We start from the raw sequence: 13,379 nt of genomic DNA, 5'->3' as shown, positions 1-13,379 counted from the left end.
TATTTGGGTCAGGCGGCTTTCTGGCGCCGGAACAAGGCCCGGTCATCGGGGCCGAAGCCCCAGCGCCAAATGACAAAGCCGTAGACCGCCAGGATCGTCCCCACACCGAAAACAAGTTCGATCCATTCCAGTGCGGGCGGCAGAGCAACGAAGGCAGCCCCCACAATGCAGGCAGCGCCACATGCGCTGAGCAATGGCCAGCGCCAGGCATTTACCTTGGCCTTCAGCAGATGAGACAAAAGGCGCGCCTTCACCAGCGCGCCGACCCCCAGCGCGATGGTGAGCGCCAGAGCCGGTGCCGCTGCTATCGCCATCGGAGACAGATCAAATCGGCGCGCCAGCAATATGAGCCCAAAGCTGAGCGCGGCCTGCAATCCGATCATGAACAGCGAGATCATCAGATTGCGGTGGCGAGCGATATATACCAGCGCGGATTCGCTGACCACGGCAGTGGCCGCGACGACCTCCGCCAGCAGGAGAAAGGCCAAGGCTCCAGTGCCGCCAACGAAATGCGGCCCGACAAGTCCCATCACCGCCTCGCCGGGTATGCCAAGCGCAAGGGCAATACCCGCCTGCGCAGCGATGATCCAGAAGCCCACCTGACTGACCTGCCGCGCAATGGCGGCAAGATTGCCCTCGGCAAGGTTGCGGGTGATGACCGGCCCCAGAATGGGATCGAAGCTGGTTTTCAGCTTTTGCGGCAATGAGGCGACCTGCTGCGCCACATAGTAGACACCGACAATCGCGGGACTGACGAACAGGCCCAGAATGGCGAGGTCGAGGCGACGCGATCCCCATTCCACGCCATCGGCGGCGGCGAGCGGCAAGTTGCGGCGCGCGAGGCGCCAAAGCCTGCCGAAGTCGGGGCGCCATCCATAGGGTATGCCATAGTGGCGAGTCATGGGGATGATGGAGGCGACGAACGCCGCGATCATGGAAACGACGTAGGAGAGGATCAGGCCATCGCGCGTGGAGTAGAATGCGAAGGCGAAGGCGCCAATGCTGATAGCCCAGGGTTCTATGATGGACCTGGCGCGAACTGTTGCCCCAATGTCGAAGCGATAGGCACAGGCGGCGAGCGCAACGTCGGACCCCGCGACGGCGATCACGATGAGAGCGAGCAAGCGGTCAAGGCCATTGATGCCGCTGTTCGGGAACATCGCTTGAGGGAAGGCAACCAGTAGGCCGCTGCCGATCGAGGCAGCGATCAGCGTCACAAGCATCGCGTCCGTGACGACATGGCTGTGCGGGCGCTCGGTCTGAGCCAGCGCGCCAGCCAGACCGCGCTTCAACCCCAGCGTCGCCAGTTGCGCGATGAATTCGACGACAAGGACGGCATAGGCGAAACGGCCTAGCGCATCGGCACCATACCAGCGGCCCGCGATGAAAAGGAAAGGCAAGCGCGCGGCGAGGCGCAGAAGAAAGCCGAAGATGTTCGTCCGGCCACCTTTGGCAAGCGCCGCGATGTCATCCTGTTGCGCGGAGGAAGCCTGCTCAGCCGGCAAAGAAAGTGGTTCCCCCTGTCGCGTCATATTCTCTGGTGCCGGATGGTAAACAATAAATGATCGCAGGGCGACGGGTTTATTCGGGACGCAGCGGACGGGCGAGCAGCGCGTCGATGACTTGGCCCAGAGGGGCCGCGTCTTCCAGCAGGGCACAGACAGCTTCGACCACCGGCATTTCGACAGAGGCCGCACGCGCAGCCTCGCGCAGCACTGGCGCGGTAAAGGCGCCTTCAGCTACCGTGCGGCGGTTGGCAAGCAGTTCGGCAGCCGATCGGCCTTCGCCGAGCCCCTTGCCCAGCGAGAAATTGCGGGAGTTGGTCGAGGAACAGGTGAGGACAAGGTCGCCCAAACCTGACAAGCCTGATAGCGTTTCAGCGCGAGCGCCGCGCGCGAGGCCAAAACGCGTCATTTCGGCAAAACCTCGGCTGATGAGCGATGCGCGGGCATTCAGGCCAAGGCCCGCTCCGTCTGCAACGCCGCAAGCGATGGCGAGCACATTTTTGACGGCGCCGCCAATCTCCGCGCCCACGATGTCATCGGACAGGTAGGGACGAAAGGCGGGGCGGGCGACACGTGCCGCGATACGCCCGGCAAGCTGGGCATCATCGCAAGCCAAGGTGACGGCGGTGGGAAGCCCCCGCGCGACTTCATGCGCGAAGGTCGGGCCTGACAAAACGCCGATCGGCGAACTGGGCTGGGCCTTCTTGGCGACTTCCGACATGAGCAGGCCGGAGCCAGCTTCGATCCCCTTCGAACACAGGATGAGTGGGATACCGGCAGGAAGTCCCGCTACGACAGCGCGCAGGTGCTGAGCCGGGCTGACGACCAGCAGCAGTTCCCGGTCAGCCATGTCCGCCATGTCCCCCGTCGCCTGCACGGCTGGATTAAGGGGAATCCCGGGAAGATAAAGGGGATTGAGATGATCCTGGTTTACGGCGCTGACGACGTCCGGCTCAAGCGCCCATAGACGAACATCCTCACCTTGCGACGAAAGGGTTTGCGCAAGGGCCGTGCCCCAGGCGCCCGCTCCTATGACACCCGCCTTCATGCCTTCACTCCTGCCCCGCGCGCTTTTTCGGCATCCGGATCCAGCGGCCAGCGCGGCCGAGCTGGAACGGTAAGATCATCGACGAGCCCCGCTGCATAGCGTTCCGCGCCGGCCCAGGCGATCATCGCGGCATTGTCCGTGCAAAGCCAAAGCGGTGGCGCGACAAAAGGTAGATCATGCCGCGCGGCCAGCGCCTGGAGTGCTGCCCGGATTGACTCGTTGGCGGCAACCCCACCCGCAACGACCAGGGCGGTTATCCCGCCCAGCGCAGCAAGCTGCTTTTCAGTCCGATCGACGAGGCAATCTATCACTGCCCGCTGGAAACTCGCGGCGATGTCTTCGGTCGAATATTGTCCCGATTGCGCGGCGCGCATTACCGCGCTCTTGAGACCGGCGAAGGAGAAATGCGGCTCGGTCGTTCCGACGAGCGGACGCGGCAGGGGAACGGCCTTAGGATTGCCGCTTGCCGCAAACCGCTCGACCGCCGGACCACCGGGATAGCCGAGGCCAAGCAGCTTGGCGGTCTTGTCGAACGCCTCGCCACTGGCATCGTCAATCGTGGTGGCAAGGCGGGCATAATCGCCAGGCCCACGGACATGGAGCAACTGGCAATGCCCGCCGGAAACCAGCAGCAGCAGATATGGGAATTGCAGCGTCGGATCGGCAAGCCGGGGCGACAGGGCATGGCCTTCGAGATGATTGACGGCGACCAGCGGCTTGTTGACGGCATGGGCGAGCGCCTTGCCAGTCACCAGACCGACCATCACGCCGCCGATCAATCCGGGGCCTGCGGTCGCGGCGATCACGTCAACCTGATCCAGAGTTAGATCCGCGTCGGCGAGTGCCGCTTCGATCAGGGGAGCCAATGCCTCGACATGGGCGCGGGCCGCTATCTCAGGCACGACGCCGCCATAGGGGCGGTGCGCCTCCTCCTGCGTGGCGAGACGGTGGGCAAGTATCTTCCCATCAGCCGTCACCAACGCTGCCGCAGTTTCGTCGCAGCTAGATTCCAGGCCGAGGATGATCGTCATTGCTGCTTCCATCTAATGGCCACGGATATTAGAGCAAGCGGCATATGACATCGCAATCTTTCACACCTGATCGCCCGCTCCGTCTTGGCACGCGAGGTTCACCCCTTGCACTGGCGCAAGCGCGCATGACGGCCGAGGCGCTGTGCACCCGGCATGGCTGGGCAGCGGACACGATCGAAACGGTGATCGTCCAGACGAGCGGCGACCGGATTCAGGACCGGGCGTTGGCGGAAATCGGCGGCAAGGCGCTGTGGACGAAGGAACTGGATCGGGCACTGGTGGAGGGTCAGATCGACTTTGCCGTCCATTCCATGAAGGATGTGGAGACTATCCGGCCTGTGGAAATCATGGTTGCGGCCATGCTGCCCCGCGCCGACGTCCGGGATCGGCTGGTCGGCGCCGAAAGCTTTGCGGCCCTGCCCGAGAAGCCGGTGGTGGGATCAAGTTCCCCCCGGCGGGCGGCGCAGGTCAAGCGGCTGCGGCCTGACGCGCAGGTCGTGCTCTTCAGGGGGAATGTCGCGACGCGGCTGGCGAAGCTTGCGGCTGGGGAGGTGCATGCGACATTACTTGCGGCGGCGGGACTCGACCGGCTGGGGCAGCCGGACGTCGGGACATGCATCCCGCTTGACGTCATGTTGCCAGCGCCATCGCAGGGCGCGGTGGGCATTGAGACATTGAGCGCCAATGCGCAAATGCGGGCGCTGCTGGCCGGGATCAACGATAGCGACACGTTCGATTGCGTGATGGCCGAGCGAGCGGTCCTCAAAGGGCTGGGCGGGACATGCCATTCGCCCATCGCGGCTCTGGGGCGGCTGGAGAATGGGAAGATCCGCCTCGCAGCCGAGATATTGAGCGCTGACGGGCGCGAGCGGGTCGATGACATAAGGGTCATCGCACGCGGCGATGTCAGCGCGGCGGAGGCGCTGGGACGCTCCCTGCTCGACCGTGCCAGCGCGGAACTGCGCGCTCTGTTCGAGGCGTGAGGCCGGTCATCATCCTGCGGCCCGAACCGGGTGCGAGCGAGACGGCTGCGCGGGCAAGGAAGCTGGGCCTCCAACCCCGGCTTTGCCCATTGTTCGAGGCACGGCCGATCGGCTGGAACGCCCCTCCACCCGAGCGGTTCGATGCGCTATTGATGACCAGCGCGCAGGCGGCGCGGCTCGGCGGATCGCAGCTTGTCCGCTACCAGGCGCTGCCCGCCTATGCGGTCGGCAGCGCTACCGCCCAGGCGATGGCAGAGCATGGTTTTGCAAATGTGGTCATCGGCGATCAGGACGGCAGCGCCATCGCGGCGCGAATGGCGGCGGACGGGCACCGGCGGGTGCTGCATCTGGGAGGCACGACCCTCGCACCGATAGAGGCGGGGCAGTTGCGTATCGAGCGGGTGGCCGTCTACACAATCGGCGCCCGGCCACCGGCACAGCTTGATCCTCAGCTGGAACCGGGGGCGATATTGCTGGTTCATTCCCCGCGCGCGGGCGCCAAGCTTGCAGAAATGATCGCCCCGGAGCAGCGGGGCGACTTCCATGTCATTGCCATCAGCCCGGCAGCTCTTTCAGCCTGCGGACCCGGCTGGGCCAGCGGCGAAGCGCCCGACAGGCCCGATGACGAGAGGATGCTGGCTCTCGCGGCACGATTGTGCGAATGATCGCGCCAAGATGGAAGAAAGGTCCTCAATGAGCGAAGAAGGCGGCGCGACAAGCGTCACGGCGATTGCGCCGGTTCCTCCGCGCAAACGGAGTTCCTGGCCGATCTTCGCTTCCCTGTTGCTTGCCTTTGTCATCGGCGTTGCGCTTGCCATGGCTACGATGCTGTATTTTCAGGGCCGCTGGAAAGATCGCGCGCAACCGCCGGTCGCTGCCACCGACCCCTATTTGCGCCCCGGCGTCGCCCTACGCCCACTGTCCGCAGACGCGGCGCAGATGCTGGACGGCAGGGTGGTACAGCTGGAAGATCGGCTCAATCGCATAACCGTAGAGGCTCAGGCAGCATCCGGAAATGCAGCCCGCGCCGAGGGACTGCTGGTCGCCTTCGCCGCGCGCCGTGCGCTCGATAGCGGGATGCCTCTCGGCTATATCGAAGGGCAGTTGAGGTTGCGCTTTGGCCAGGCGCAGCCGCGCGCCGTGGCAACGATCATCAATGCGGCGCGCGAGCCGGTCACGATTGCCGACCTGCGCGCCGGACTTTCCGGCGTCGCCGATCAATTGACGACGCCCGGGCCGCAGACGAGCTGGTGGGAATCGGTGGAGCATGAGGCCCGCGAACTTGTCACCATCAGGCGGACGTCCACACCCTCTCCGCGTCCGGAGGCTGCGATGGAACGGGCACTGCGCTATGTCGATGCGGGGCGGGTAGGTCCTGCTCTTGCGGAGGTGGAGAAAATGCCCGGCAGGGCGGCCGCCGACAGGTGGATGCAGTTCGCCCGCCGCTATATCGAAGCACGGCGGGCGCTCGACCTGATCGAAACCGCAGCCATATTGGAACCGCGCCAGCTACACGGCGTCAGTGGTGGGCCAGTCACCCAAACCTCTCCCCTCGCGCCCTGAACTGCCTGTCATAATCGACCAGCCGTTGAGACAGCCGCGCGAAACCATTGGACGCGCGGCGCATTTGTCATGAGAATGTCATCTTTCGCCTTCGGGCCTTGGAGACTGTTTTCTCGTGCCGCCTTATGTCGATTCGATCACCAGCTTCTGGAAGGGCCGCGTAGCGCAGCATCCTGGTGATGCAGTGCGGCCTTCCCTGCGGCATCTGCTGGGCAACGCGTCCATGCCGATCGATCTGGCGCGCAGCCGTGCCCGAGCCGGTGCCTTATCGCGAGCGATAAAGGGCGATGGGCGCCACATCCTGCTGATCCCAGGCCTGCTCGCTTCAGAGCAGCGGATGGAGATGATGCGCACGATCCTTCAGGCTGCGGGATATAGCGCTCACAGCTGGGACATGGGACGCAATCTGGGTCCCCGGCCAGACACGCTCGAGCAGATCGACCGGCGAGTGGAGAGGATTCGCAGGGAGGCCGATGCACCAGTGACTCTGGTGGGCTGGAGCCTGGGAGGGCTGTTCGCACGAGAATATGCCAAGGTCGCGCAGGAGAAAGTTGCTGGCGTCATCACCATGGGCACGCCCTTTTCAGGCGATCCCCGCGCCAATCATGCTTGGCGGCTATACCAATTGGTGGCGGGTCATCCTGTCGATTGCCCGCCTTTTGCCTGCAGTCGGGAGGTAAAGCCGCAGGTCCCCACCATTGCCCTATGGTCGCGGCGCGACGGGGTTATCGTGCCGGAATGCGCAAAGGGCAGGCACGGCGAGCGCGACAGGGCCATTGAGGTGGATTGTACCCATATGGGCTTTGCTGTCGCGCCCGAAGGCATATTGGCTGTGGGCAAGGCATTGGAGGCGTTGGGGCACGAATATGGCTAGGGCGCAGCTTCCAATTATAATGTCTTCAATCTGAACCACTCCACCCGTTCGGGCTGAGCTTGTCGAAGCCCTCTTTTTCTTAAAAGAAGTAAAGCCCTTCGACAGGCTCAGGGCGAACGGTAGGAGATGGTGCCGCTTCAAAAACTACGGCCAGCATCACGCAAGGCGCCGAAGCGCCTCATCCCTGCCGATCAACGGCAAGAGTTGCGCCATGTCGGGACCATGGTCGAGGCCGGTCAGCGCGCGGCGGAGCGGCAGGAACAGCGCCTTGCCCTTTCGCCCCGTCCGATCCTTGAGCGCACCGGTGAGCGCGGGCCAGATGTCGGGTCCGAAGTTCAAATCTAGCAGCATTTCCCGAGCAGTTGCGAGGAAGGTGCGATCATCCTCGTCATCGGGCGCAGGCGCTTCGACCGGGCCAGTCACGATGCGCCACCAATCGGCGGCTTGCCCAACATTTTCGAGGTTCGGTCGGATGGCGTTCCAGCCTGCTTCATCCATCCCGGCAGGCAGGCGCCCCGACACGGCGTCATAGGGCAGAAGATGCACGATCTTCTGGTTGAGTGCGGCAAGTTCCGCTTCGTCGAAACGGGCGGGCGCTCGTCCGAAATGCGCGAAATCGAAGCTTTCGACCAGCGGCTCGACATTCGTGAACGGCTCTACCGGCAGTGATGTGCCGAGGCGGGCGAGCAGGGATAGAACAGCCATGGGCTCCAGCCCGATCTCGCGGAAATGGGCGACGCCTAGCGAGCCCAAGCGCTTGGAGAGCTTGCCTTCGCTCCCGGTCAGCAATGCCTCATGCGCGAAGAAGGGGAGCCCGGCCCCCAAAGCGGCGAACATCTGGATTTGCGTCGCCGTGTTGGAGACATGATCTTCGCCACGCAGCACATGGGTTACGCCCATGTCCACATCGTCGATCACGGATGGGAGCATGTAAAGCCAGCTGCCATCGGCACGGCGGATCACCGGGTCGGACAGCAGCTTGGGGTCGAAGCGCTGCTCGCCACGGATAAGGTCGGTCCAGACGATCGGCTGATCATGATCGAGCTTGAAGCGCCAATGGGGTTTGCGGCCTTCAGCTTCATGGGCGGCAATCTGATCGGCGGTCAGCGACAGGGCGGCGCGGTCATAGACCGGCGGAAGGCCCCGGCCGAGCAGGACCTTTCGGCGTAGTTCCAGTTCTTGGCCCGTTTCATAGGCCGGATAGACATGGCCCGACGCCTTCAGCTGCTCGAACCGGCTTTCATACAGGGCGAAGCGATCCGACTGCTTCTCCTCGCCATCCCAGTTCAGGCCGAGCCAGGACAGGTCCGCCCGGATCGCGTCGGCATATTCCGCGCGCGAACGCTCAAGGTCGGTGTCGTCGAGGCGCAGGAGGAACTTGCCGCCGCTTTTGCGCGCCCAAAGCCAGTTATGCAGCGCGGCGCGGATATTTCCGACGTGAAGGTTGCCGGTCGGCGACGGGGCGAAGCGGGTGATGACGGTCATGATCTTAAAGGGTCCGGAAAGCGTTGGTGATCGGATAACGGCGATCACGCCCGAAATTGCGCATGCCGAGCTTCACGCCCGGAGGGGATTGGCGCCGCTTATATTCGGCGACATAGAGAAGGCGTTCGATCCGGGCGACCACATCCTTGTCAAAGCCGCGAGCGACAAGCTGCTCGACTGACAGTTCCTCCTCCACCAGGCCGTACAGGATCGGGTCCAGCACCTCATAGGGAGGCAGGCTGTCTTCGTCCTTCTGATCGTCCCGCAATTCCGCGCTTGGAGGCTTCGTGATCACGCGTTCGGGCATGACCGGACCGGATGGGCCAAGGCCGAGCGACGAGACATTCTCGTTGCGCCAACGGCTGAGGTCGAAGACGGTGGTCTTGTAGGCGTCCTTCAACACCGAATAGCCGCCCGCCATGTCGCCATAGATGGTGGCGTAGCCGACCGACATCTCGCTCTTGTTACCGGTAGTCAGCAGCATGTGGCCGAACTTGTTCGACAGGCCCATCAGCGTCACGCCCCGGATGCGGGACTGGAGATTTTCTTCCGTCAGGTCGCGCTGCCGACCTTCGAATATATCGGCCAGCATCGTATCGAAAGCCGCCACGGCAGGCTCGATCGGGATCGTGTCGTAGCGGATGCCGAGCAAGCGGGCGCATTCGACGGCATCGTCCAGACTGTCCTGGCTGGTGAAGCGCGACGGCATCATGACGCTCCAGACGCGGTCGGGTCCCAGGGCGTCCACGGCCACCGCTGCCGATAATGCCGAGTCGATGCCGCCTGACAAGCCGAGGACGACGCCGGGGAAGCCGTTGCGATTCACATAGTCGCGCAGGCCCAGCACCATCGCATTATAAATGTCAGCCGGGCGGCTATCGAGTTCATGCCGATCGCCGGGAATGCAGACCCACTGGCCCTCCCATTTTTCCCAATGGGTGAGGACGAGCGCTTCCTCCCAGTCGGGGAGCTGGTGGGCGATGCTGCGGTCGGCGCCCATGACGAAGGAGGCGCCGTCAAATACCAGTTCATCCTGCCCGCCGACGCGGTTCAGATAGACGAGCGGCAGGCCGGTTTCGCGCACGCGCGTGCCTGCAACGGCGTTGATGCGGCGGTCGTCCTTGTCGACTTCGAACGGGCTGCCATTCGGGCTGATGAGGATTTCGGCGCCTTCGGCCCGCAAATGCGCGGTGACGAAGGGGAACCAGATATCCTCGCAGATCGGCACGCCGATCTTCACGCCTTTGAAATCGATGGGCGCGGGAAGCGGGCCGGGCGCGAACAAGCGCTTTTCATCGAACGTGCCATAATTGGGCAGCTCGCGCTTTTGGCGGATGGCAGTAACGGCGCCATCTTCCAACAGGGCGACAACATTGAACAACACGCCTTGCGACGCGACGACCGTGCCGACCAGCATGGCCGGGCCGCCGTCCGCCGTCGCCTGGGCCAGACGATCCAGTTCATGGTTGGCGCGATCGACCAATGCAGGCTTCAACACCAGGTCTTCGGGCGGATAGCCGATCAACTGGAGCTCAGGGAAGACGATGAGGTCGGCGCCGGTCGCGCGCGCTCGCCATTCCAGCATCGCGTCCGCATTGGCCTTCAGGTCGCCCACGCTCTGTGTCATCTGGGCAAGGGCGATCACGAGTTTGTCGGTCATGCCCGCGCCCTAGTCCATTTTGCCCCCCTGCGCAAAAGCGCCTTTCCAGTGAGGGCAAGCGCGGCTAAAGGGGCCGCGTTTCGCGCACCGTCATCCAATCGTCACAGGGGTTTGGCCATGAAACTCATGACCGGCAATTCCAACAAGCCGCTTGCGGCCGCAATTGCAGATTATATCGAGATCCCGCTGACCGATGCGAGCGTCCGCCGCTTCGCGGATGAGGAAGTTTTCGTGGAAATTCACGAGAATGTCCGTGGTGAGGATGTGTTCGTCATTCAGTCGACGGCCTATCCGACGAACGACAATCTCATGGAATTGCTGATCATGATCGATGCGCTGAAGCGCGCGTCGGCCAAGCGAATCACTGCGGTGGTTCCTTATTTCGGCTATGCCCGGCAGGATCGGAAGCCCGGCCCTCGCACGCCGATCTCGGCCAAGCTGGTGGCGAATCTGATCACCACGGCGGGTGCTGACCGCGTGCTGTCGGTCGATCTACATGCTGGGCAGATTCAGGGCTTTTTCGACATTCCGACCGACAACCTGTTTGGCGCCCCGGTGATGTCGGCGGATATCCAGGCGCGTTTTGGCGACCGTAACCTGATGGTCGTGTCGCCCGACGTAGGCGGCGTGGTGCGCGCCCGCGCGCTGGCCAAGCGGCTGGACAACGCCCCCCTCGCCATCGTGGACAAGCGCCGCGAGCGCGCGGGCGAATCGGAGGTGATGAACATCATCGGCGACGTGAAGGGCCGCTTCTGTGTCCTGATCGACGACATCGTCGATTCGGCGGGCACCCTCTGCAATGCCGCCAGCGCGCTCAAGGCCGCAGGCGCCGAAGAGGTGGTAGCCTATGTCAGCCATGGCGTGCTGTCGGGTGGCGCGGTTGCGCGCGTCGAGGCGTCGGAACTCAAGGAACTGGTCATCACCGATTCGATCCAGGGCACGGACGCGGTGTGCACCGCCAAGAGCATCCGTCACCTGCCGATTGCCCCGCTGCTGGGCGAAGCGATCAAGCGGATCGCGGACGAAAGCTCGGTTTCCAGCCTGTTCGACTGACAGGGGAAGTTGCGCCGCGCGACTTTTACGAGGCGCCCGGCAGCAACACTATGGGCAGGCAGAATAGCAGGATTAGTCCGCCAACGACCCTCTGAGCGCGGGAAATGCCAAGCGGCTTTTCCCGCCAGAGCATCGGGCAGGCGAGCAGCACCAGCAGCAGGAGCATGTTGGAAAGGGTAGCTGACCCGCCGACGGGCGCGTCCTGCCGCATGGCGAGAGCGCCCAGCAAGGCAGCAAAACTCAAGATCCAGCCGATCAACGCCACAACGATTCCCTTCCGACACGAAGCGATAAACGGCGCGGGTTGAGGAAGCTTAAACGGCGGCGGCCCAAGGATCATAGGTGCCGAAGCTCCAGAGGTTGCCTTCCGGATCGAGCGCCTCGTAGCCTCGTCCGGGATAGCCGAGATTATCATGCGGTTCGTTCACCACCACCGCGCCTTGGTTGCGGGCATGAAGGCAATGGGCGTCGGCATCCGGGACCACCACATAGATGCAGGTCGTGACACCGCCCAGATCGCGCGGTGTAGTCCAGCTGTAGAGCGACTCGGCCTCGCCATCGCGCGCGCTGCCCAGCATGACCATGCCGTCGCCCAATATGAGCTGTGCATGGTGGATGATGTGGGGGTCCGCTTCGTCCTCATAACAGGCGTGCAATGCAAAGCCGAAAGCGTCTTGCAGGAAGTTTATTGCCGCTGGAGCATCGGCATAGCGCAGGCCGGGGATCAGTGGGGAGCCAGGCATGTTTTCCCTCCTTCATCGCGATCAGGGACCGGATTGGCCAAGCCTAGCGCAGCAGGCGCTTTCCGGCTAGGCGGGAGCGATGACGACCCGCGATGACCTGACCCTTGCCCACCGCCTCGCCGACGCCGCAGCAGCGGCGATCCGGCCCTTTTTCCGCGCGCGATACGACATGGAATTCAAGTCGGACAAATCGCCGGTGACGGAGGCCGACCGGGCAGCTGAGGCAGCGATCCGGACTATTTTGGAGAAGGAACGCCCGCAGGACGGCATTATCGGCGAGGAATACGGCGTAACCCGCGAAGATGCGGAGCGCATCTGGATTCTCGACCCGATCGACGGCACGCGCAGTTTCATCGCGGGACGGCCGATCTTTGGCACGCTTATCGCGCTGACTGAGGCGGGATGGCCGACGGTCGGCATCATCGACCAGCCGATCGCGCAAGAGCGCTGGGCAGGTATGATGGGCCAGCCCACCACCTTCAACGGCGCACCGGTCACCGCCCGCAGTTGCCGGTCGCTTGAAGAAGCGATCGTCGCCAGCACCGGGCCGCAATATTTCCCGGGCTGCACGGGCGAGCATTTCTCGCGGCTGGCTGGCCAGTGCCGCGACACCGTGTGGGGCGGCGACTGTTATAATTACGGCCTTATCGCGTCGGGCCATGTCGATATTGTCGTCGAAGCCGGGTTGAAGCTGCACGACATTGCCGCGCTCGTCCCGGTCGTGGAAGGCGCAGGCGGGCGGATGTGCGATTGGGCAGGCGATCCCATCACGGCTGAGAGCGACGGCCAGGTTATCGCGATCGGCGATCCTGCGCGGCTGGACGATGTGCTGGAAGCGCTTGCCGAGGGGCATCACGCCCATTGATTTTTCAGGCATTGATGTTTCAGGCGGCCAGCGCCGTTACTGCTTCAGCATAGATATGCGCGCTCTCGTCATCGAAGCAGATAAACAGGATGAGGTCGAAGGCCGACGGGAAAGCCGCAAGCTGGCCCCGCACCGCCTGGGCCGCGACCGAGAGGCCTGTTCTTTCGGATATCCATAAATGCCGGTGGAGATGGCGGGGAAGGCTATACGGCGGAGGCTATGCTCCCGCGCCAGATCGAGCGATGATCGGTAGCAATTGGCGAGCAACTGGCTTTCGCCCGAAGCCCCGCCCCGCCATACGGGACCGACGGTATGAATGACATGGGCAGCGGGCAGGCTGTAGCCGCCCGTGATCCGTGCCTCCCCTACTGGACAGCCGCCCAGCATACGACATTCGGCCAGCAGTTCTGGCCCTGCGGCCCGATGGATCGCCCCATCCACGCCGCCTCCACCCAGCAGAGAACTGTTAGCGGCATTGACGATCGCATCCGTCTTGCAACGGGTGATGTCGCCAGTTCGGATTTCCCAGCGGGCGGTGCCGAAGATCATGTCACAGCTCTCGCGATGAG

General features: G+C 63.7%; 14 protein-coding genes. 6 read left to right on the top strand and 8 right to left on the bottom strand.

Going from position 1 to position 13,379, the window contains the following annotated elements; all coding sequences use genetic code 11:
* Window positions 1-8: 8 nt before the first annotated feature.
* From ACZ5TB_RS12270 to tsaD, 3 genes are read right to left on the bottom strand one after another with little or no spacing between them, the layout of a single operon-like run.
* A complete protein-coding gene (locus ACZ5TB_RS12270; protein WP_464778394.1) occupies window positions 9-1,532 on the bottom strand; it encodes a lipopolysaccharide biosynthesis protein in 1,524 nt (507 codons plus the stop codon).
* A 49-nt stretch (window positions 1,533-1,581) separates the two neighbouring features.
* Window positions 1,582-2,553, bottom strand: a complete 972-nt coding sequence (locus tag ACZ5TB_RS12265) for an NAD(P)H-dependent glycerol-3-phosphate dehydrogenase (protein WP_464791433.1) — start codon at window positions 2,551-2,553, stop codon at window positions 1,582-1,584.
* The gene (gene tsaD / locus ACZ5TB_RS12260; RefSeq protein ID WP_464791432.1) at window positions 2,550-3,584 is read right to left on the bottom strand and encodes a tRNA (adenosine(37)-N6)-threonylcarbamoyltransferase complex transferase subunit TsaD; all 1,035 of its coding nucleotides are present in this window, start codon (window positions 3,582-3,584) and stop codon (window positions 2,550-2,552) included. Before tsaD ends, ACZ5TB_RS12265 begins: the two co-directional genes overlap by 4 nt.
* A 44-nt stretch (window positions 3,585-3,628) precedes the next feature.
* On the opposite strand from tsaD, the gene hemC reads away from it, so the two are divergent.
* The 4 genes from hemC (at window position 3,629) to ACZ5TB_RS12240 (ending at window position 7,004) form a co-directional block, all read left to right on the top strand.
* A complete protein-coding gene (gene hemC, locus ACZ5TB_RS12255) occupies window positions 3,629-4,567 on the top strand; it encodes a hydroxymethylbilane synthase (protein ID WP_464791431.1) in 939 nt (312 codons plus the stop codon).
* Entirely contained in the window at window positions 4,564-5,232 is a 669-nt protein-coding gene (locus ACZ5TB_RS12250; RefSeq protein WP_464778398.1) for a uroporphyrinogen-III synthase, read from the top strand. Before hemC ends, ACZ5TB_RS12250 begins: the two co-directional genes overlap by 4 nt.
* 10 nt (window positions 5,233-5,242) lie before the next feature.
* A complete protein-coding gene (locus ACZ5TB_RS12245) occupies window positions 5,243-6,130 on the top strand; it encodes a hypothetical protein (protein ID WP_464778399.1) in 888 nt (295 codons plus the stop codon).
* 115 nt (window positions 6,131-6,245) lie between these two features.
* Window positions 6,246-7,004: an esterase/lipase family protein gene (locus tag ACZ5TB_RS12240; protein WP_464778400.1), complete on the top strand. Its 759-nt coding sequence runs from the start codon at window positions 6,246-6,248 to the stop codon at window positions 7,002-7,004.
* Between the two features lie 156 nt (window positions 7,005-7,160).
* On the opposite strand, the gene gltX is transcribed toward ACZ5TB_RS12240, so the two are convergent.
* Window positions 7,161-8,489, bottom strand: coding sequence for a glutamate--tRNA ligase (gene gltX, locus ACZ5TB_RS12235; RefSeq protein WP_464791430.1), 1,329 nt, complete (start codon window positions 8,487-8,489; stop codon window positions 7,161-7,163).
* 4 nt (window positions 8,490-8,493) lie between these two features.
* Entirely contained in the window at window positions 8,494-10,149 is a 1,656-nt protein-coding gene (locus tag ACZ5TB_RS12230) for an NAD+ synthase (RefSeq protein WP_464791429.1), read from the bottom strand.
* Window positions 10,150-10,266: 117 nt separating this feature from the next.
* Here ACZ5TB_RS12230 and ACZ5TB_RS12225 point away from each other — a divergent pair, with 117 nt between their 5' ends.
* Entirely contained in the window at window positions 10,267-11,202 is a 936-nt protein-coding gene (locus ACZ5TB_RS12225; protein WP_464778403.1) for a ribose-phosphate pyrophosphokinase, read from the top strand.
* Between the two features lie 25 nt (window positions 11,203-11,227).
* On the opposite strand, the gene ACZ5TB_RS12220 is transcribed toward ACZ5TB_RS12225, so the two are convergent.
* On the bottom strand, window positions 11,228-11,467 hold the full coding sequence (locus ACZ5TB_RS12220) for a hypothetical protein (RefSeq protein ID WP_464791428.1): 240 nt from the start codon (window positions 11,465-11,467) through the stop codon (window positions 11,228-11,230).
* A 49-nt stretch (window positions 11,468-11,516) separates the two neighbouring features.
* Window positions 11,517-11,945: a VOC family protein gene (locus ACZ5TB_RS12215; protein WP_464791427.1), complete on the bottom strand. Its 429-nt coding sequence runs from the start codon at window positions 11,943-11,945 to the stop codon at window positions 11,517-11,519.
* 79 nt (window positions 11,946-12,024) lie between these two features.
* Here ACZ5TB_RS12215 and hisN point away from each other — a divergent pair, with 79 nt between their 5' ends.
* Complete coding sequence (gene hisN / locus ACZ5TB_RS12210) at window positions 12,025-12,810, top strand: histidinol-phosphatase (protein WP_464791426.1); 786 nt, start codon at window positions 12,025-12,027, stop codon at window positions 12,808-12,810.
* A gap of 36 nt (window positions 12,811-12,846) precedes the next feature.
* On the opposite strand, the gene ACZ5TB_RS12205 is transcribed toward hisN, so the two are convergent.
* Complete coding sequence (locus tag ACZ5TB_RS12205) at window positions 12,847-13,359, bottom strand: O-acetyl-ADP-ribose deacetylase (protein WP_464791425.1); 513 nt, start codon at window positions 13,357-13,359, stop codon at window positions 12,847-12,849.
* Between the last annotated feature and the right edge of the window lie 20 nt (window positions 13,360-13,379).

This window comes from Sphingobium sp. TomTYG74 (assembly GCF_055393875.1).
This window is presented reverse-complemented; position numbering and strand designations above follow the sequence as displayed.

Bases quoted from the DNA above. Each gene is read 5' to 3' on its own strand.
- ACZ5TB_RS12230 (WP_464791429.1), bottom strand. From the start codon at position 10,149: ATGACCGACAAACTCGTGATCGCCCTTGCCCAGATGACACAGAGCGTG.
- gltX (WP_464791430.1), bottom strand. From the start codon at position 8,489: ATGACCGTCATCACCCGCTTCGCCCCGTCGCCGACCGGCAACCTTCAC.
- ACZ5TB_RS12205 (WP_464791425.1), bottom strand. From the start codon at position 13,359: ATGATCTTCGGCACCGCCCGCTGGGAAATCCGAACTGGCGACATCACC.
- ACZ5TB_RS12225 (WP_464778403.1), top strand. From the start codon at position 10,267: ATGAAACTCATGACCGGCAATTCCAACAAGCCGCTTGCGGCCGCAATT.
- tsaD (WP_464791432.1), bottom strand. From the start codon at position 3,584: ATGACGATCATCCTCGGCCTGGAATCTAGCTGCGACGAAACTGCGGCA.
- ACZ5TB_RS12270 (WP_464778394.1), bottom strand. From the start codon at position 1,532: ATGACGCGACAGGGGGAACCACTTTCTTTGCCGGCTGAGCAGGCTTCC.
- ACZ5TB_RS12215 (WP_464791427.1), bottom strand. From the start codon at position 11,945: ATGCCTGGCTCCCCACTGATCCCCGGCCTGCGCTATGCCGATGCTCCA.
- ACZ5TB_RS12245 (WP_464778399.1), top strand. From the start codon at position 5,243: ATGGAAGAAAGGTCCTCAATGAGCGAAGAAGGCGGCGCGACAAGCGTC.
- hemC (WP_464791431.1), top strand. From the start codon at position 3,629: ATGACATCGCAATCTTTCACACCTGATCGCCCGCTCCGTCTTGGCACG.
- ACZ5TB_RS12265 (WP_464791433.1), bottom strand. From the start codon at position 2,553: ATGAAGGCGGGTGTCATAGGAGCGGGCGCCTGGGGCACGGCCCTTGCG.
- hisN (WP_464791426.1), top strand. From the start codon at position 12,025: ATGACGACCCGCGATGACCTGACCCTTGCCCACCGCCTCGCCGACGCC.